At 37.6% G+C, this 19,409-nt stretch carries 17 protein-coding genes; 13 read left to right on the forward strand and 4 right to left on the reverse strand.

All coding sequences use genetic code 11. The annotated features are described in order from the left end of the window. The coding region (locus VJ937_RS10480) for a DUF4919 domain-containing protein (protein WP_324066844.1) at nt 1–219 on the reverse strand (219 nt) is incomplete at its 3' end. Between the two features lie 240 nt (nt 220–459). On the opposite strand from VJ937_RS10480, the gene VJ937_RS10485 reads away from it, so the two are divergent. The 3 genes from VJ937_RS10485 (at nt 460) to VJ937_RS10495 (ending at nt 4,499) form a co-directional block, all read left to right on the forward strand. After that, nucleotides 460–1,227, forward strand: coding sequence for a class I SAM-dependent methyltransferase (locus VJ937_RS10485; protein WP_324066845.1), 768 nt, complete (start codon nt 460–462; stop codon nt 1,225–1,227). A gap of 489 nt (nt 1,228–1,716) precedes the next feature. After that, entirely contained in the window at nt 1,717–2,583 is an 867-nt protein-coding gene (locus VJ937_RS10490; protein WP_324066846.1) for a T9SS type A sorting domain-containing protein, read from the forward strand. Nucleotides 2,584–2,990: 407 nt separating this feature from the next. Beyond that, nucleotides 2,991–4,499: a hypothetical protein gene (locus VJ937_RS10495; RefSeq protein WP_324066847.1), complete on the forward strand. Its 1,509-nt coding sequence runs from the start codon at nt 2,991–2,993 to the stop codon at nt 4,497–4,499. A gap of 211 nt (nt 4,500–4,710) precedes the next feature. On the opposite strand, the gene VJ937_RS10500 is transcribed toward VJ937_RS10495, so the two are convergent. Then, nucleotides 4,711–5,880 carry an MFS transporter gene (locus VJ937_RS10500; protein WP_324066848.1) on the reverse strand — a complete coding sequence of 390 codons (1,170 nt, stop codon included), beginning with the start codon at nt 5,878–5,880 and terminating at the stop codon, nt 4,711–4,713. Nucleotides 5,881–6,165: 285 nt separating this feature from the next. Here VJ937_RS10500 and VJ937_RS10505 point away from each other — a divergent pair, with 285 nt between their 5' ends. From VJ937_RS10505 to VJ937_RS10525, 5 genes are all read left to right on the forward strand, one after another. Then, the gene (locus tag VJ937_RS10505) at nt 6,166–6,549 is read left to right on the forward strand and encodes a DUF7670 domain-containing protein (protein ID WP_324066851.1); all 384 of its coding nucleotides are present in this window, start codon (nt 6,166–6,168) and stop codon (nt 6,547–6,549) included. A gap of 200 nt (nt 6,550–6,749) precedes the next feature. Further along, nucleotides 6,750–8,099 carry a sensor histidine kinase gene (locus VJ937_RS10510; protein WP_324066853.1) on the forward strand — a complete coding sequence of 450 codons (1,350 nt, stop codon included), beginning with the start codon at nt 6,750–6,752 and terminating at the stop codon, nt 8,097–8,099. A 221-nt stretch (nt 8,100–8,320) separates the two neighbouring features. Beyond that, a complete protein-coding gene (locus VJ937_RS10515) occupies nt 8,321–10,825 on the forward strand; it encodes a SusC/RagA family TonB-linked outer membrane protein (RefSeq protein ID WP_324066855.1) in 2,505 nt (834 codons plus the stop codon). Nucleotides 10,826–11,096: 271 nt separating this feature from the next. After that, nucleotides 11,097–11,582, forward strand: coding sequence for a hypothetical protein (locus VJ937_RS10520; protein ID WP_324066857.1), 486 nt, complete (start codon nt 11,097–11,099; stop codon nt 11,580–11,582). A 115-nt stretch (nt 11,583–11,697) separates the two neighbouring features. Further along, the gene (locus tag VJ937_RS10525) at nt 11,698–12,873 is read left to right on the forward strand and encodes a hypothetical protein (RefSeq protein ID WP_324066859.1); all 1,176 of its coding nucleotides are present in this window, start codon (nt 11,698–11,700) and stop codon (nt 12,871–12,873) included. A 108-nt stretch (nt 12,874–12,981) separates the two neighbouring features. Here the strand turns inward: VJ937_RS10525 and VJ937_RS10530 are convergent, their stop codons facing one another. Together VJ937_RS10530 and VJ937_RS10535 are read right to left on the reverse strand one after the other, a co-directional pair. Beyond that, the gene (locus VJ937_RS10530) at nt 12,982–13,572 is read right to left on the reverse strand and encodes a thioredoxin family protein (protein WP_324066861.1); all 591 of its coding nucleotides are present in this window, start codon (nt 13,570–13,572) and stop codon (nt 12,982–12,984) included. Between the two features lie 12 nt (nt 13,573–13,584). Continuing rightward, nucleotides 13,585–14,055, reverse strand: a complete 471-nt coding sequence (locus VJ937_RS10535; protein ID WP_324066863.1) for a TlpA disulfide reductase family protein — start codon at nt 14,053–14,055, stop codon at nt 13,585–13,587. Between the two features lie 270 nt (nt 14,056–14,325). On the opposite strand from VJ937_RS10535, the gene VJ937_RS10540 reads away from it, so the two are divergent. From VJ937_RS10540 to VJ937_RS10560, 5 genes are all read left to right on the forward strand, one after another. Beyond that, nucleotides 14,326–15,882 carry a hypothetical protein gene (locus VJ937_RS10540; protein WP_324066865.1) on the forward strand — a complete coding sequence of 519 codons (1,557 nt, stop codon included), beginning with the start codon at nt 14,326–14,328 and terminating at the stop codon, nt 15,880–15,882. 30 nt (nt 15,883–15,912) lie between these two features. Then, on the forward strand, nt 15,913–17,445 hold the full coding sequence (locus VJ937_RS10545) for a tetratricopeptide repeat protein (protein WP_324066867.1): 1,533 nt from the start codon (nt 15,913–15,915) through the stop codon (nt 17,443–17,445). A gap of 1 nt (nt 17,446) precedes the next feature. Beyond that, a complete protein-coding gene (locus tag VJ937_RS10550) occupies nt 17,447–18,253 on the forward strand; it encodes a 3'-5' exonuclease (RefSeq protein ID WP_324066868.1) in 807 nt (268 codons plus the stop codon). Nucleotides 18,254–18,263: 10 nt separating this feature from the next. Beyond that, nucleotides 18,264–18,875 carry a fumarylacetoacetate hydrolase family protein gene (locus VJ937_RS10555; protein WP_324066870.1) on the forward strand — a complete coding sequence of 204 codons (612 nt, stop codon included), beginning with the start codon at nt 18,264–18,266 and terminating at the stop codon, nt 18,873–18,875. Between the two features lie 51 nt (nt 18,876–18,926). Then, nucleotides 18,927–19,409: MqnA/MqnD/SBP family protein (locus VJ937_RS10560; RefSeq protein WP_324066872.1), on the forward strand; the 483-nt coding region annotated here is incomplete at its 3' end.

Here is a 19,409-nt window from a genome sequence, read left to right on the forward strand (position 1 = left end):
CTGAAAAATGTAACCATAATAAAGATGTCTGTAATCGTCTAGCTTTAATGTGGAGTCGTAAGAGTGAAAGCGCTCGAGTAATGTAGGATAAAAATATTCAGAGGATTTTTTGTGGGTGTTTTTTTCAATTTTTTTATAATCAGGAGCTTTAAAATCATGATCTTGCCCAGATAATTGTCCCGATGCGTAAAGAATAAAAATAGCTATTAAAATTCTCATAGTAAGTGGATTTTATGATGAATAATGATTTTCCTGTAATAACGTAAAAATATGTTAAAAAATTCTCATTCCGGATAAATTAATAAGTTGATTATGTACTTTCTTTTTAACCCTACTGTGAGCTGTTTATCATCTAAGTAATTGACATATTGTATAGTTAAGAAATCATCCATCTTAGCAGACTAATTTTCCTGAAAATCGTTTTTTATTATTATATTGAACTCACATAGATTTCGCCACATGACAACAAAACCATGGTATGTATCGCTTTTCGAAAATTATGCGAATAAATACGATAAAGAGGTCTTTACACAAGGCACTTTAGGGGAGTGCGACTTTATAGAGCGCGAACTTAAAAATAACAAAAACCTCAAAATACTGGATGTGGGTTGCGGCACAGGCCGACATGCCATTGAACTCACCAAAAGAGGGTACCAGGTAACCGGTATCGATCTTGCTGAAGGACAACTCAAAAAAGCCCGGGAAAAAGCAGTGGCTGCAAATCTTAATGTTGACTTCCGCCAGCAAGATGCACGAAACATTTCTTTTAAAAACGAATTCGATGTAGCCATCATGCTTTGCGAGGGTGGTTTTCCATTAATGGAGACCGACGAAATGAACTTTCAGATTCTTAAAAGCGTAACTGAAGCGCTGAAGTCACATGGAAAATTCATTTTTACTACCCTGAGCGGATTGTTTCCGCTATTCAACTCCATAGAGAAATTTACAGCAGAAGAGAGTAAGGAGGGTAATGCGGTATACCATAGCAACAACTTTGATCTGATGACCTTTCGCGATCGCAATATCACCGAGTTCGAAGACGATGATGGCAATAAAAAAACATTGGAATCTAACGAACGTTATTATGTTCCCAGCGAAATTACCTGGCAACTGAAAACGTTGGGCTATAGTACCATTGACATTTACGGAGCCACGTTGGGCGCCTTTTCCCGTAACGATAAACTCACACCCGACGACTTCGAAATGTTGGTAATTGCAGAGAAGTGAGGTTTGAGTATAGAGAGTGAGTTTTGAGTTGTATGAAGTCAGTAGGCATGACATTACGGTAATAGAATGTCCCAAACGAATAATATTGACACCACGAAACACCCATTAATCCCGAAATTGTCATTAGGTTTCAGCTAAATGACAATTACTTTCGGTGAGCTACGCCTCGCTCCGGTTCGATTAAGAAAATCTAGACTTTCCGGTTTCACCGAAAAGTAAGATTAACTTCTTGAGCTCATCGCTTTGCTTTTCGGTTTCCTGAACCGGGATTAACCTCGATAGGCTTACGCCTAATGCCATTAGAAATTTTTCAAATTCCTAATGACAAATCCCGGTTAATTTTAGTAAATCGGTCATTACGAACATAATAGTCTTTTCACATTTCACAATTTTTGCAACTCGATAGGTTAATCGTAAAGCACACATTGATTGTTGTTTTTGTTTCTTAAATAGACTAAATTTGTATGTGGTTGTCTTAAAAATATAGCTATGAAAAAAACATTACTACTTATTTTGATGGTTGGAGTCCTTATGCATGCCAGTGCCCAGGATTATTATCCCTTTGACACAGCAAATATAAGCTGGACAGAAAGAGAAATTTTGGGTGAGCCCCCTGAAACGACATATTACCACTACTTTGTAGAAGGCGATACGGTTATCGATGACCAAAAATATTTTAAAATTTTCGAAGACCAGGATTCTGCATATTCCTATATGGGAGCTTTCAGGGAAGAGAACCGCATAGTTTATTACCGGGGAATGGATTATTGGATGTTTGAACCGGACTCCACCGTTGTTTTGTACGATTTTACCAAAGATGTGGGTGATACTGTGTATACAGGCCCATATGCAGCGCCACAGGTAATTCAGGGCATTGACTCAGTGATGGTCGACGGAGCGTATCATAAAAGATACAGCACAAACTGGAACCATCAGTGGATTGAAGGAGTGGGAAGCCTCGCTGGTTTTCTTTACCCTATAACCGAGGTCCCCATTGAAACATGGCAACTGTGGATGTCATGCTTTAAAAAGAATGGCGAGGTAATTTATCTGCATCCGGAATTCAGTGATTGTACAACCATGGTAGGCTTACCTGAAGATGAGCCGCAAGGTAAAGTCCGTGTTTATCCTAATCCGGTTACATCGGGCGAAATGATGCACATCTCTGCCCCACGACACATTGTTAGGTATCAGGTCATGGATATCTCAGGCAGGATCATTGAGCAAGAGAAGGGCATTAAATCAAAACAATTAACCATCAGTACACCCTTTTTCGGTGAAGGTGTTTATGTAATCAGGCTCAGCACTGAGAACCGTGAGTATGTTCAAAAATTTCTGGTAAAACGCAAAAATTAAGGCTTGGGTTTGTAGTTTGCCTTTTATAAGGTCGGTTCCAATGAATCGGTCATCATTCAAAATGCGGCGCATTGAATTGTGTCGATAAAATTACCATCAAAATCAATCTCGTTTTATTCTTTTTGTATTTTATGTAAAAAAAGTTTTTTGCGTCTGGAATTAAGTCTTGAGAATTTATACTCTCCTGTTCGATTGAAGGTAGTAATGTTTTTTTTAATCGAATGCGCACTATAACAGCCATCTATCCATTTGTTGATATTAATATTTCCTTAACTTTTTAATTAAAATCATTCTAAACAACAAGGTAGCTTTCTTGTTGGCAGAGACATGTAAAGGCATAAATTGCTTTTAAAGCAATAGATGCCTCAATTGTTATATTAATATTTATTCATTTAAAAAACATTATTATGAAAATAAGAAAGATGATGTATCATGTATTAACCCTTAGTTTTTTAGCTGCGGTTTTACTTTTTCTTAATTCATGCGAGAATGATGAGACGGACACAGAAACACCTGAAATTGTTGCTGATGCAGGAGATGACATACAAACAGAAGTCGACCAGGAGGTAAATCTTGATGCTTCTGGTTCGAGCACAACTTCAGGTACACTCAGTTATGTGTGGGAAATTGCATCCGCACCTAACGGAAGCAGTGCAGTAATAAATGATATTACTTCTGAAATCGCTACTTTTACTCCTGATGTGGAGGGTGAATACAATATCAGTCTTACAGCATCGGTAGATGAAACAAGTCAAACAGACAATCTCATCGTTACGGCAACAGCTTCAGGCCCCATTGAGCTCTCGTGTTCTGATATAAACGAAGATATAACCTTAGAAAACATATCTAACGGAGTCGACTATTATGTGCCCTGCATGATAGAAGTTAATGCCGGTTTGATTATTGAACCGGGCGTTACTATTGAATTTGCACAGGAAGCCGGATTTGAAATTCAGGATTACGGCGATGCACAAGGGTACATCTCAGCCATTGGAACAGAAACAGATTCTATAAAATTTACCGGAGAGCTTAAGACTGAAGGTGCATGGAATCAAATTCAGATGAAATCCAATGACCTCAGAAATGCCATGGAATATTGTTTGGTAGAATATGCCGGTAATTCAGATGGAAGTGCAGCGGCAATACATTTAGATGAGGGTAAACTTGAGCTTAAAAACTCTACCATTCAAAAAAACAGTAGTTACGGATTGTTTATAGACAATAGTTCAAATATCTCCGGTTTTGCCAATAATACCATTACCGCCAACCAAAATTACCCGTTGCATATTGCTGCTAATCAGGTAGCTCAATTAGATGGTATGAATAGTAGCTATACTGGTAATATGAGCGATGGTGGCGAAAATCGTGATGAAATTTATGTGTTTTCCAACTCCATATATGAACGTGGATACATTACCGGACAGGATGTACACGTATGGGAAAATCCAGGCGTACCTTTCTACATTAACGAACTGGTTTATGTAGGCGAAACTGATGAAGGCGCGCTTCGTATTATGGAAGGTTGCGACATTAGTTTCGGACAAAACTATGGTTTCTGGGTAGATGAATATAATGCTTCATTTGAAGTTCTGGGTACTTCCAGTGAACAAGTGACCATAAGAGGTCGCAGTGGTCAGGGATCCTGGAATGGAATTTACCTCAATACCAACAATACAGCAAACAGTATTGAATACGCCGTAATAACAGATGGCGGTCAGGAAGCGGTTGGGCATTGGTTTGATAATCCTGCCAATATCAACCTCGGGTACTCCGGATCTAATGTTTATTTAAACCTGAGTAATGTAGAGATCAACAATAGTGGCGGTTGTGGTATAGCCGAAGGCGGTGGAACCATCGACCTCATTTTAAACAACGTGACTTATAGCGGAAATGCCGGAAATGATTATTGTAACTAAGGCATTTTAGTAACATAAAATTTCTTAAAATATATCTTAAAAAAAGCCTGGTGTTGTATAAGTGGATCAATGCCAGGTTTTTTGTTTTGCTTAAGCTCCTCGCATGAAAGTTTTATCTCAAAAAAATTTAGTCTGTAAAACCTCATCAGTGTGACAATGGCATAGCATCTCTCTTTAGCGGTGTCATGTGACATTGCTTTTACGTTAAAAATCAGTCTGTTAAATCAGCTTGTTGGGGTATTTTTTCAAATTTTCGGTGCATCACTGCAGCCACCAGCATACCAATTGTAAAGATGGCTCCGGCTATCTTTAGTGCATCCTGAAGGTCGTAATGGTCGGTATACCAGCCCAAAAAAGGACTAATTACAGCAAAGCCAATACGAATAATGAAACTTCTTACAGATAGCACTGTTGCCCGAATATGAGATTCTGTGTTGCGGTTAATATAATCTTTTAAAATGGGTGTGGCCATACCACGCACCAGGTAAATACCAAAAAGTACGGCAATGCCCCATAGCCCGGCAGTAAAACCTAATAGCATAAATCCACCACCGGTAAAGAGAGCAACGAAAATTAAAATGATGTTGGCCGGAATAGCTTTTTCTGCCTTGTAAGCCAGCATGGCAGTTATGGCAACAGATAGGTTCAGTGCAGTCCACAAAATACCAAACCACTCAAGTGGCAGGTCAATGGATTTAAAAAACGGTTGTACGAACCAGGCCAGGGTAAGAGAGGTCATGCCGGCAAAAGATGAAAAAAGGATGTATGTCCTTAGCATCGGATTTTCAACGAGTGCATATCGCATGGTTCGGAATATGGCCAGCATGGATGCTTTTTGAACATGTGCGCTCAGTTTTGGTTCCCAAAGCAAGATCGCTGCTGGTATACCAATAAAAGCTACTACAGCCTGAATTTCAAACGGCAGCCTAAGGCTAATACCAGCTAAAAAACCTCCCACAATGCCTGCGGCAGCTTCTGAAAAGTTGCCCAATGCGGTAATGCGGCCCTCAAATTTGGCATATTCGCCCGTGCGCTTTGTGTTTTTTAATGTGTCGAAAAGCATAGCTGAGTCGGCACCGCTGATGAAACTCATGCTTACACCAATCATGAGCTCGGCTATTACAAAACCACCAAAACCATGAGCAAGCGAGTAGGCCACAAATCCTCCGAAATTGAGTATGGTACCCAGAATTAATGTTTTGCGTCTGCCCAGCACATCGGCCATGTAGCCTGAGGGTATCTCAAGTACCACCACCGTTACCGCGTTAATGGCTTTTAGAAGAAAAATGTGCCGCATTTCAAGCCCGTTATCCTGAAAAAATATTACGATAATGGGCATGAACAGCATGAACCATTTCGCAAATTTGATCAGGTAGAGCAAAAAAATGTTATTTGTGGCACTCCTTTTTATCATATCAGCCGCAAAGATAAATTAACCTCTTAAACATCTCCGGTATTTATGCAAATTCCATCACAGGAGCGCGCCTTTATCTTTCTGTTTTTTCTAAAATGTTATTGTGTGCTTTCTGTAAGTCGTTGGATTTGCATATACTTAGTCCAATTTGCGCTTTATGTAGATGAGTTTCTCTTTTAATTTGTTGATATCCTGCATGATAGTTATTTTTTCGTACATTTGTTAAAGGCACATATGATTTCAAATAGGCTTATGAACAATAAGACTGTAATTGCAAATTATTTTCGATGGATTGCCAGGTATGGGATGGCCTTGCTTAGTGTTTTTATATTTTTTTTCTCCCTGTGCTCTGGTGCCCGAATATATGGCGGAGGCATTCAGGGAGCTTTATTGAACAGTCACAATGCTCTGCCCTGGCTCATGCTTTTTTTATATTTGCTGTTGGCCTGGGAATGGGAGTTAGTTGGGGGCACCATAATTATAATCATCGGTTTGTCTTTATTTTATTTTTTTAATTTACAGGGGCAGCGTTTCTTCCTTGAAGCTTTCATTTTTAACCTCCTCATTATACTTTTGGGTATGTTTTTTCTGGTGAGCTGGTACCTGAGAACACATTCCCGGGAACTATTTAAATAAACTTCAGTTGTTAACTGGCACTTTATCCTTATTTTAAGGTATGTACTACATTTATCCATAGGCTTATACATGAAGTAGTTTTTTACCGGAAGGAATTAAGCACAAATTAAACCGCTTAAATAGTTGTTAACAAAAGCTTATTAGGTTTGTAAACCTAAATTCTTTTTGTAATTTACATTTTTCAAATTTCAACCCACTATATGCAAAGGCGCTCTCTAAAATACTTTGTAGCTACTCCATTAAGACGTGATATAGTAAATATGTTGGCATTTGGGGCTTTATCGTTGCTTTTTGGTTCTGTAAAGTTTTATGTGCCAGGTGTTGAGGGTGCTTTCTCAGATTTACGGGAGATTCCAATGGTCCTTGGCGCATATCACATGATAAATCCTGTTTTTGCCATAGGCCTTGGTGTTATTGGTTCTCTTAATACACCTCCGGAGGCCTCCTATTTGTCCACAGTCTTGTTTCATGCTATAGCCCTTCTGGTAACATCCTTTGTTTTTAAATATGTAAAGAAACAGGAACCCGGGGCAGTGGGGTTGTCATTGTTTGGATTTATATACACGTTTGCCTATTATATTTTTTTAATTATACCATTGTTGAATTTAACCGGTTATCTTGTTGGTTTCAATCTTGATAAAGGTTTTATAGCTTTGTACAAAAGCACGCTTTTTTCATTGCGGTTCGAGATGTTAAGCACTTCAATCATAGTAGCTCTGTATTTATTGCAGGACCGCTTCAGACAATCGTTGCGAAAATACTCCGAGAATCTTGAAACCCTGGCAGAGGAACGAACCAAACATCTTGATGAGGCAATAAAAGAACTTAAACTCAGGCAGCAGCAATTAGTTCAGTCTGAAAAAATGGCTTCCATCGGGTCGTTAACTTCAGGTGTCGCACACGAAATTAACAATCCACTTAATTTTATTTCAGGAGGGATATTCATGCTTGAAAAGATCGATAATGATATAAACCAGAATGAACCTTCGAAAACAAAAGAAAGCTACGCCTCAGCCCTGCAAATGATTTCTACAGGGTTATCGCGAATTAGTAATGTGGTAAAAGCTCTCGCCTCTTTTTCCAGAAAGGCCGGTGCCCAAACAGAAAAAACCGATATACATACCATTATCGACAATACCTTGCTTTTTATACATAAAGATATTTCCAACAGGATTCATGTAGAAAAAAACTTTGAATTGGATCAGCCTATACCCATTTATCCTGAAAAAATCCATCAGGTGCTCATTAACCTTCTCAATAATGCGTATTATGAACTAAATCGCGAGGAGGGAGATGGTAGAAAGCTTGCTATCAATACGAAAAAAGTTAATGGTAAGGCTGTTATTGAGGTTTTTAATTCGGGCTCAAAAATAGATGACGAACACATTGGCAAAATTTTCGATCCGTTTTTTACTACTAAAAACCCTGATGAGGGCACCGGGCTTGGGTTATCAATTTCGTACATGATTATAAAAGAGCATAACGGTAGTTTAACTGCTGAGAATTTGGGCGATGGTGTGCAATTTACTATATGCTTACCGCTTGCATGATAATTTTTGAGTTATTTTGTAAATTATTGTTTAATAAAATTATTAAATCTACTTTTGGGTATTGTTATTTTATCTAAAAATAGTTTTATGATTAATTCTGGCTTTAAATTACTTTTTTTAGCATCATAACTATCGGACTTCCGTTATTGACTCTGGCACAGCAGAGCGAAAATTACAAGCCCGATACCCTAAGTAAATTTGATATACAAGAAAAGGCATTTTTGAATTTTAATGCAGGATCAGCCAAACTTTTAAAAGTGAGCGAGTTTCAGCCAGGTGTTTATGTGTCTCCCGATCAGTTATTCAAGGGTATGGTGCCCGGGCTTGAACTAACTAACGAGCAGGGACCGGCAGGTATGTGGACCCAGTTCAGGATGAGGGGCATTAGTAGTGTTTTCAATAGAAGTGTTCCTCTTTTTATAATCGATGGTTTTATGATTGATGATGCAAAAACCATGGGTATGCGTAACTTTTTAAACTTTATCAATCCACTCGATATCGTAGAAATTGAGGTTATAAAAGCGGGCCCTGAACTCACGCTGTATGGCGCAAGGGCAGCAAATGGTATTGTGAAAATCCGCACCGGTTCAGAGGAGACCCGGCGCGGAATTCAAATATATTACGATGGTAATGTTTCCTTTTCGACAATAAAAGATAAGATGAAACCATTTTCAGCTAATAAATTTAGAAACATTATACAGGATCGTTATGCTGATAACCAGGAAGCCCTCAATTTGCTTGGTAATACAAGTACAGACTGGCAAAATGAAATTTATGATAACCGGGTAAATACCAACCATTTTCTAAAAATAAATGGGAATTTAAACCAACGTAGTATGCCTTATAATCTTTTTTATGGTTATACGCAGCAAGATGATATTATCAATAGTTCTGCTCTGAACCGGAATACTTTTGGAGCGCAGTTTCGGCCTGTTTTTTTTGATGATCATTTGAAGGTAAGAATAAATGTTAAAGGTATGGTTGCTGATAATCAGCTACCCGCTGAGAGTGCTGCTCAAAATGCCCTGTCTTTTAATCCAACCCAACCCGTTTATAGTCAAAATGACCAATATGGTGGTTATTACCAAACAGAAACAAATGACGGTAGTTTTAATCGATTTGCCCTTACAAATCCTGTTGCATTACTAAACCAGATTGATAATAATTGGGATGTAAATCGCTATTTGACTGATTTTGGTCTTAATTATAAAGTTCATAATTTACCCGAACTTTCTGTAGATCTTCAGGTCGGTGTAGATCAAACATCGGTATCTGGAAAGTATATAAACTCAAAAGATGCCGCATGGTACGATTATTCTACAAATAGCAGGTATGAAAATGAATATAAGAATGAAATGTACCAAATCGGTGCACATTACGATAAATACTTTGAATCATTAAAAACTAATATTTCTGTCTCCACGGGTTTTCGCTTTCAGCAATTTGCAGAGGATATGTTAACTGACACATATGATAATGATATGGGGTATAGTGACATAGAAAAATATAGCGTTACAAAAGGACATGAAGCTTTTTATGGACAATTTAAGTTCAGCTACCGGAGTCGATATCTAATGCATTTTGCATTGAACCGCACATCAGTGTCAATATACAATACGGAAAATAGTATTGCTGTATTTCCTGCAATTGCAGTAGGCTGGGATATATATAAGGAACCATTTATGCGGTCGTTTAACCGTATTTCTAATTTAAAGGTGCATTTTTCATATGATGAAAGCAGCGATGCATATTATAACTTGTCCGGAATTGATCGATATGATATTGATTTAACTTATCCGGTATCGGTAAACAAAAATCTGGGCATTGATTTTGGTTTTTTTAAACAAAGGCTTACAGGTAAGGTTGATTTTTATAACAAAACACGTCACGATTTATATGTGAGGATGTTTGTTCCGAACAATTTAAATACCAATAGTTTTATTCTAACCAACAAAGGGAGAAGTGAAAACAAAGGTTTTGAAATTGAGCTTAACTCCAAAATCATAGAACAAAAGGAATTCAGTTGGCAACTTGGCGGGTATATAGCCTTTAATAGCAATAAATTTTACGATATTCACGATAATAATATCGTTGGGTATTCTACTGGTTTAATCCCGGGGGGAGTTGGTAGTCATGCGCAGCTGTATGCAAATAATCACTCCGGGCAGGTTTTTTATTTATACGAACAGGTTTACAATTCTGATGGTACTCCCATCGAAGACCTGTACATTGATCAAAACAATGATGGAGTGATTGATTACAATGATAGGTACCTGGGAAATAATGCCCAGCCACAATACACTTTTGGTTTTGCTACACAGTTTAATTACAAACAATTTAAACTAAGCATAACTGGTATGGCACGTTATGGAAATTCTGTGTACAATGGTCTTGATGCAAATTACACCGCCTATAACGATATGTATCATTCAATGGGTTTTTTACAGAACAGAATAAACAGTGATATACATTTTAATAATCCCCAGCTCTTTTCAGACTATTATGTTGAAAATGCAGCATTTATCAAAATTAAATCTATTCACTTAAGTTATAGTTTTGATATTCCAACTGCCAAATCAATGAATATGCAAGTTTATTCCAATATACTTGATCCATTTTTAATAAGCGAATACAGCGGTTTAGATCCCGAGGTTTATAATGGTATTGATGATAATCCATACCCGTTAACCACAGCATTCATGCTGGGTGTAGCAGTAAGTTTTTAGTTTTATAAATCTCAATATTATTGCTTAAAACCTATAAAGTTTTATTAAATTGCTCTTAAATGATATAAGAAAACGGTTATGAAACCTCCATGTTTAACCATTAAACACATTTATACTGAGCTTGTCGAAGTACACGCAAATGATTATTCGGAGAAGTTACAGTAAAATACTTACTGTCAAAAAGAGGAGATTCCATCCCGATTGGTATCGGGACAAGTAATGACCACTAAAATCAAAATTATAAACATATGAAAATCAAAATTATAAACATATGAATCAAAAACTGAAATGGATTTTGTATTGCTTTCTTACTGCTTTTGCTTTTTACTGGATTTCGAACCTGCTTTTGTGGTTCCCATGGAGCATAAGCGAGTCACTGGGCATTACATTAATGCTTACTGTTGCCCCATTGCTATGGGTTGTGGCTGTTTACCAGTGTTTAATCAGGTATCCCGATAAACAACTGTTTGCTGCCAGTATGCTGATAGGGATCATCTTCTTATTTGTGGCTGCAGTGCTCGATTACCTCTTTTTTGGTTTAATTCGCAATGCATTGGATGACCTGTATAAAATGACTACCTTTTATGGGTATGCCTTTTTACTTGCACTACCTATTCTGGAAGTTATTATAATTCCAAAGCGCATCAAAATGCGCTACCACAAAGTCCAAAAACAAAATTTTTTGTTTATGCTGAATATCGGTTTAACCGCATTGGGCATTCTTATTATTATTATTGAATTGAATATTACACTGTAGCCGGATGAAGCCTCATAATATCTTTAATAACATTGTTGAGCTTGCTTTAACAGCAAAAAACACTAGTTTTGAGAATTGAGCGAAAATCGTACAATTTGAATTTAATCTAAAAGACATGTTGAAAATTAAGTTTCTTATTATTGCCGCATTTATAATGAGCTCTTTGGGCTCTTTTTCTCTTTATGGTCAAATTGGTGAAGAGATAAGGTCATATGTTGACAGCTCAGAGATTGTTCTTAAAAACGGACGCAGGTTGTTGCTTAATAGCTTAAGAGAACATAACTACGATAAGGCAGGAGAAGTTTACCTGTATCTGCGAAAGGAAATGGATAATAAGCCCTACGATGCCTTTAATTATGAGGAGTTGCTTTATATAAATATGATTTTGGGCAACTGGAGCATTTTTGCTGATAAAGCGAAGAATTTCAAGGTTTTTATTCAAAATAGTACCTATCCGGAAACTTACCCCTTAATTGACCCTTTGTATAAAATAGTGCTTAATCGGAATGATCAAATATTGGAAAACCTTAATAATTCAAAGATTGATGATCAGGGACAAAAAGTCGCTGCTTTGTTTTTGCATTTAATAAAACAGCAACAGACCGATGAAACTTATGATGAAATGTACCGCGCGTTTATGCGGCAATATTCAAATAGCGCTTACAACGATTTTCTGACACTTTATTTGCCGCGGCCTTCCTTATATTTAGCCTGGAGTTGGAGCATAGGTGCCCATGCTATGGCAACCACCGGATCGCTTGAAAGGTATTTTCCATCGGGTGTGGGAGGTTTTATGGCTATGGATTTGAATTACAGGGAACTTTATACATCGCTTTTTGTTGGTTTTGCTACGCTTGACCTTAAAAAAGAATTTATTGAACCACTTTTAGGAGTAGATACTGAATTTAATAAAGGTGAAAATTTTTCATATGGTCAGGTTGATATCAAAGGTGGGTATTTCATTTTGCGCAACGACAGGTTTCACCTGGCACCATTCTTTAATTTAGGGGGTGCTTGGCTCCAAAGTACGCGCTTTGACCCGGAAGATGGCAACGATCCCGACATCTATTTGTTCAATACCTTCAAATATGGCCCCGGATTACATGCAGAAGTAAAGTTGGGTGAATGGAACTATCAAGGCGGATACATGGGTCGCGTGCCTGCAAAACATTATGTTAGTATTAAGTTTGAGGCTGTTTATAATTTCTTGAATAAAGCTGAATCAACAAAATTTAATGGTGATATATATAATGTGAATTTAGGATTGGTTTGGGGTTTTGGCCATTTTTAACAGAAAAGGCGCAATAAACACAGTGTTTATCACGCCTGTTCAAAAATCAATTGATTATGTAAAAACATTTTCAGCTTGTGTTGTTCCAGCTGATTATGAGTAATTTGTTTAATCCTTTATAGAACAACCAATAGCCTTGGTTTCACGCAATGGTGGTTCATTCCCGGCCAACAATGCATCTACTGCTTTCTCTACGTATTTATCATTCACTTTTCCTGCTTTTCTCGGGCTGTCATCAATTGCACCAATATATTCCAGTACAAATTCATTTCCCTTTTTATTTAGAACAAAAACGTGAGGTGTTTTAGTGGCACCAAATTTTTTGTAAACTGTCTGTTCCTCATCAAAAAGGTAAGGGAATGTAAAACCTTTCTCTTTAGCACGCACTTTCATTTTATCAAATGAGTCTTCTGGCTGTATTTTCGGATCATTCGGGTTAATGGCAATTACCGGGTAACCTTTCTTTTTGTACTTTTTATCAAGTTCAATAATTCGGTCTTCATTGGCTATAGAATAGGGGCAGTGATTACATGTAAAAATCACAATTGCACCTTTAACGTCTTGCATTTCATCCAGAGAGACCATCTTACCGTCGATATTTTTGAGGTTAAAATTATCGACTTTATCGCCAATTTGATAACCATCAGCCATGAGGGCCGTGGATATAAAAATGCTGATAACAAATAATAGTGTTCGCATAATAATTAGGTTTTAGTTTAACATTTTATCGATATATTCATTTAATTCTGCTGATGTTATTTTCCCTTCATGAAAAGTTTTTTTATTCCCTTTGTAAATCACTGTGGCGGGTATGGCCCCCGACCAACTTTCATCCACAATAGGAATCCATTCATTAGCATTATCGTCGGTGGTTAAAAAGCTGTCGAAGCTAAACGACCTTTTATCAAGGTAATTGTTGGCCTTTTTCCATGCATTATCGCCAAAATCCAGACTGAGGAAGTAAAATTTAACAGGTTTCTGGTTATAGGATTTAATGCTTTTTTCAAATTCAGGTAATTCCTTTACGCAAGGCACACACCAGGTAGCCCAAAAGTTAATCACATATACCGTATCGTTTTGCTTTACGTGCGCTGCTTTAAAGTCAGAAAACTTCCATGTATTTTGGGCATTCAGGCTTAAAGCAAATAGCATAATAACGAATATGTGTATAAAATACTTCATTGTCTTTTATTTTTACAAACATATTGTAATGCAGAAGGTTTAGTGTTTTTTTGTTAATTTTTTATCAAATAAATGTAGATACGTTTTTTTCGTGTTTATTTGATTAGATTTGCATATTGTGAAAGGTGTATTGGTTAATAATACCCACATAAAAACTTTATTACATCATAAACTGTTATCTATCTGTCAAAAGAACAGGTAAAACCACCTGCTTTTTTTTATATTGTGGCAGGAAACTTATAAATTTGCTTAAAATTAAATTGAGAACAAATGCAAAAGCGAATAATATATTTCTTTTCTGTAATTCTCTTTCTTTTTGTTAACGGTCTGTCTGCGCAGGATCCTGAGATGGAATTGATTCGCAAATATGCAGAGAACAGCTTCGAAAATGGTGATTATGAGTTTGCACTTGAGAATTACCTCAAATTATACGAAAATAATAAAGATGACATCAATATAAATTTCCGGCTTGGTGTCTGTTATACCAAAACCAACGACAACAAAACAGGAGGCATTCCGCATTTGGAATATGTAGTTAGCCACAATAATTTTCCAACAGATGCTTACTATTATCTGGGGGAGTCGTACATGTATGCCTATCGGTTTACTGAAGCTGTAGAGGCTTTTTATGAATATAAAATTAGTGGTTTAAACGATGAATTGCTGGCCCAGGCCGACCGGAAAATTACTATGGCCGACAATGCACTGCAATTTATCACTGTGCCTGTTAAAGTCGATTTCGAAAGGTTAGATTCTACTGTAAACTCTACAATGAATGATTACAGACCTTTTGTTATTGATGAGGGTGAGCGAATGATATTTAGCTCAGATTATCGCTATGTGGATGAACTGGAGGTTTATATTTCTGACATCTATACTACCGAGCAGAAAAACGATGGTTGGGAGCAGGCAGAGTTTTGGGAAGGTAATAATTATGAGCATGAAGAGATTGTGGGTGTTTCGCCCGATTGGGATAATTTTGCCATATATTCAAACGGTGATTTCTCAACCCATGATATCTCTTTTGGAAATATTAAGCGACGTGGAATAGAACGCGAAAAAAAGGATTTTCCAACTGATAAGATTAATACACGTGACTTTGAACACGGTGCAACAATTAACAAAGAAGGCAATGTGATATATTTTGCCAGTAACAGACCCGGCGGTTTTGGTGGTTTCGATATTTACAAAATTGTTAAAGATGATGATGACAATTGGGGTGAGCCCGAAAATTTGGGAGCCGCCATCAATACGGAATATGACGAAAACTTCCCATCATTCTCGCAGGATGAACAAACACTCTATTTTTCAACAAAAGGCCATGCAAGTATTGGTGGTTACGATCTTTTTCAGGCAAATTATAATGCGGAGGAAGACAATTGGGCAGGTGTGCGTACTTTAGGTGTTCCCATTAATACTCCTTACGACGAGATGGGAATTTCTTTTGAAGAGGATGGGAAAGTTGGTTACATCGCAGCAAATCGTAATGAAGGTTTAGGCAAAATGGATATTTACAAGGTTACCATAGACCAGGATGCAACGCCAACCATTATATCTGGCTCGCTGATGGTCGGAACCGAAGATAATGCCGTACCCTATTCAGATGAATACAATAAGGTATTTGTAACACTTTACGATAAATTTGGCAATGTCTATTCGCGTTACGAGGCCCAGGAAGGAGGTACTTTCTTTGCTACCATTCCACCTGGAGAGTACACACTTGAAATTTATATCGACGGTTCTGATTATAAGTATACTGAAGATATGAAGATTATCGACACCGGAGAAGATCAAATCTTACCCGAGACCTATTTCATAAGGCCATAAAGGTCAATTTGCTCATTATAACTGAGATTTATGAAACATTTTGCGTTTATAATAATTGCCCTCCTTTTTACTGCTTTTTTAAATGCCCAGGATCCATTGAAGGAAGCCGATGCATTCTTCGATGAGGGTAATTTCCAAACCGCACTCCAGTACTACAAAAAAGCGTATAAAAAAGATTCGACAAACCTCGAGTTGCGGCATAATATGGCGATATGCATGCTTAGTCAGAATATGGACCGGAAACCCGCTATCCCACATCTTGAATGGGTGGTAAAACAAGAGAAGTTTGATGAATATGCGTGGTTCGATCTTGCAAAAGCCTACCATTTTAACCTTCAGTTCGATAAGGCTATTAAGAACTATAAAAAATATATAAAGGTTGGGAAGGACGATGAGTTTATTAAAATAGCAAAGGTAAGTATTAAGCAATGCGAAAATGCCAAAGAACTCATCGCTAAACCAATTGATGTTACTTTTAATCTGCTGAACGAAGAAATTAATACTGAAAATAACGAATACCAACCCTATATTCCTTCCGATGAATCGACTTTGGTTTATACGTCCGATGAAAAATATGACAGTCGTTACAAAATACACATTAACAATATTTTTATTTCAGAGAATGAAAATGGAGAATGGGACAGGCCCAAAACAGTTGGTGTTGTTAATTCCCAGGAAGATGAATTTGTATCAGGACTTGCAGCCAATGATAAATATTTGTTTGTAAAGGTGCGGCGATATGAAGCGTTCGATGACATTTTTGTGGCCGAAAAAGATGGTGATCGCATAAGCAGGCTCGAAGATCTTGGGGAGCCTGTGAATACAGGTGCCGTAGAGAGCGGTGCTACTTTAAGTTTTACGGGCGATACACTTATTTTTGCCTCTGACCGTGATGGCGGAGAGGGTGGTTTGGACCTCTGGATGGCCATGCGTTTGCCAAATGGCAGGTGGGGCAAACCTGTAAATTTAGGCAAACCTGTAAATACACCCTATGACGAAGACTTTCCTCATTTAATGGCCGATGGTAAAACCATGTTTTTCAGTTCCAATGGCCCCAACAGTATGGGTGGGTTCGATGTTTTTAAAACAACTTTAAACGCTGATGCGGGCAAGTGGGCCGCACCACGCAACTTTGGGTACCCGGTCAACAATACCTATGATAATCTCACAATAGCAATGTCGCGTAATTATAGGTATGCCTATGTATCAGATGTGCGCAAAGAAGGTAAAGGAGGTATGGATATTTATCGTGTGGTTTTTAATCAAACCGATGCTAATATTTTTCTCCACAAAGGCACTTTTGTAAGTGCCAATGATTCCATTATCGATCTTCCTGTAAAGGATAAACCCGAAATTAAAGTATTAAACAAGGAGAGTGGTGAATTATTTGGTAAATATCAATACAATAACAGCAAACAACAGTTTTTACTGGCATTGCCTCCTGGTAGTTATCAACTTCAGGCCGAATTTAATGGTTATAAACCAGCAAAACGTGATATCTTTGTACCCGATTTGTTGGAACAAAAAGTATATGACCTTAAAATTCAGTTAGAAGCAGAGTAATATGGAATTAAATCTTCAGAAACCAATTGTTTTTTTCGATCTTGAAACAACCGGTATCGACATTGTAAACGATCGTATTATAGAATTCTCTTTCATTAAAATTCACCCTGATCAGAGTGAAGAAACATGGACCCAGCGTGTGAACCCTGGTATGCCTATCCCTCCAAAATCTACTGAAATACATGGTATAAAAGATGAGGATGTGGCTGATAAACCTCTTTTTAAAGATGTGGCTAAAAAAGTTGCCGCTTTTATTGAAGGGTGCGATTTGGGCGGTTTTAACTCCAATAAGTTCGATATACCTATGCTTGCCGAAGAGCTCGCAAGGGCCGATGTGGATATCGATCTTAAGAAAGTCCGTCATATCGATGTACAGACAATTTTCCACAAAATGGAGCAAAGAACACTTGAGGCTGCTTACAAATTTTACTGTCAGAAAGACCTTACAGAAGCACATACAGCAGAAGCAGATACCCGTGCAACCTATGAAGTGCTAAAAGCTCAGCTCGATCGGTACAAAGATGTGGATTTTAAAGATAAAGCAGGGAAAATATCACAGCCAGTGATTAACGATATAGACCAGCTTGCTGAGTTTTCTACACAAAATCGTAATGTAGATTTTGCTGGCCGCGTTGTCTATAATAACGATGGTGAGGAGGTTTTTAATTTTGGAAAATATAAAAATACGCCGGTTGAGGAGGTTTTCGAAAAAGACCCCGGTTACTATTCATGGATTCTGAACAGCGACTTTCCATCATACACAAAACGTGTATTAACGGCAATTAAGCTCAGAAAAATGATGCAATAAATATCGACTTATGAAGATTATAGCTATAGGAAGAAACTACATCAACCATGCAAAGGAGATGAAAAGTGAAGTGCCAAAAGAACCGGTGTTTTTTATGAAGCCGGAAACCGCACTCCTTACCAAAAATCAACCTTTTTACTATCCGGAGTTTACAAAAAACCTACACTACGAACTGGAGGTAGTGATAAAAATTAACAGGGTTGGCAAGCACATTCCCAAAGAGTTTGCACACCGATATTACAATGAAATTGCCCTCGGAATTGACTTTACAGCACGCGATGTACAGGCCAATGCTAAAGAAAAAGGGCTGCCATGGGAAAGGGCCAAAGCTTTCGACCACTCAGCGCCCATAAGTAAGTTTTTCGATAAAGCTGATTATAAATCAATCAATGACCTCGATTTCATGTTGAAAAAGAATGATGAAGTGGTCCAAAAAGGTAATACTTCAGATATGATTTTTCCTGTAGATCAGTTGATTGCATATGTGTCTCAATTTGTTACACTCAAAATCGGAGATCTTATATTTACTGGTACCCCCGAAGGAGTGGGGCCTGTAAACGTTGATGATGTGCTTACCGCTTATCTTGATGGTAAGAAGGTTTTAAGTGTTCCGGTTAAATAATTTTTTTTACAAAGCACCGTTCAGCATCTAAAAACAAATGATTATTCAGTTGTGAAGAAGAAGCTAAATATATCCATCGTATCTTATACCAACACCTTGCCGTTCCGTATTGGTATTGAAACAAGTCCGGTTTTCCAAAAAAACGCACATATTACTTATGATAATCCGGCTACCTGTGCCAAAAAGGTACTGAATGATGAAGCTGATATTGGCTTAATACCAGTAGGAGTTTTATCTCAAATGGATGATTACCATATCATAGGCAATTATTGTATTGGAGCAAAAGGCAGGGTCGATACTGTTAAGCTCTATGGAGAAGTACCAGTGGAAGAGATGAGTTCCATTGTGCTTGATTATCAGAGTGGCACTTCGGTGAAATTAATAAAGTATCTCACGGAACACTATTGGCATATAGCACCAGAATTCTTAAATGGATCACACGGGTTTGAGCTTCGAGACATTGAAGAAACCCGTGGTGGAGTGGTTATAGGTGATCGTACCTTTGAGCTTGACAAACAGTTCCCTTATAAATAT

It is taken from the genome of Salinivirga sp. (assembly GCF_035268865.1).
Classification (GTDB): domain Bacteria; phylum Bacteroidota; class Bacteroidia; order Bacteroidales; family Salinivirgaceae; genus Salinivirga.

Coding starts and splice junctions, on each gene's coding strand:
- VJ937_RS10485 (WP_324066845.1), top strand. CDS start 460: ATGACAACAAAACCATGGTATGTATCGCTTTTCGAAAATTATGCGAAT.
- VJ937_RS10490 (WP_324066846.1), top strand. CDS start 1,717: ATGAAAAAAACATTACTACTTATTTTGATGGTTGGAGTCCTTATGCAT.
- VJ937_RS10495 (WP_324066847.1), top strand. CDS start 2,991: ATGAAAATAAGAAAGATGATGTATCATGTATTAACCCTTAGTTTTTTA.
- VJ937_RS10505 (WP_324066851.1), top strand. CDS start 6,166: ATGAACAATAAGACTGTAATTGCAAATTATTTTCGATGGATTGCCAGG.
- VJ937_RS10510 (WP_324066853.1), top strand. CDS start 6,750: ATGCAAAGGCGCTCTCTAAAATACTTTGTAGCTACTCCATTAAGACGT.
- VJ937_RS10520 (WP_324066857.1), top strand. CDS start 11,097: ATGAATCAAAAACTGAAATGGATTTTGTATTGCTTTCTTACTGCTTTT.
- VJ937_RS10525 (WP_324066859.1), top strand. CDS start 11,698: ATGTTGAAAATTAAGTTTCTTATTATTGCCGCATTTATAATGAGCTCT.
- VJ937_RS10530 (WP_324066861.1), bottom strand. CDS start 13,572: ATGCGAACACTATTATTTGTTATCAGCATTTTTATATCCACGGCCCTC.
- VJ937_RS10535 (WP_324066863.1), bottom strand. CDS start 14,055: ATGAAGTATTTTATACACATATTCGTTATTATGCTATTTGCTTTAAGC.
- VJ937_RS10540 (WP_324066865.1), top strand. CDS start 14,326: ATGCAAAAGCGAATAATATATTTCTTTTCTGTAATTCTCTTTCTTTTT.
- VJ937_RS10545 (WP_324066867.1), top strand. CDS start 15,913: ATGAAACATTTTGCGTTTATAATAATTGCCCTCCTTTTTACTGCTTTT.
- VJ937_RS10550 (WP_324066868.1), top strand. CDS start 17,447: ATGGAATTAAATCTTCAGAAACCAATTGTTTTTTTCGATCTTGAAACA.
- VJ937_RS10555 (WP_324066870.1), top strand. CDS start 18,264: ATGAAGATTATAGCTATAGGAAGAAACTACATCAACCATGCAAAGGAG.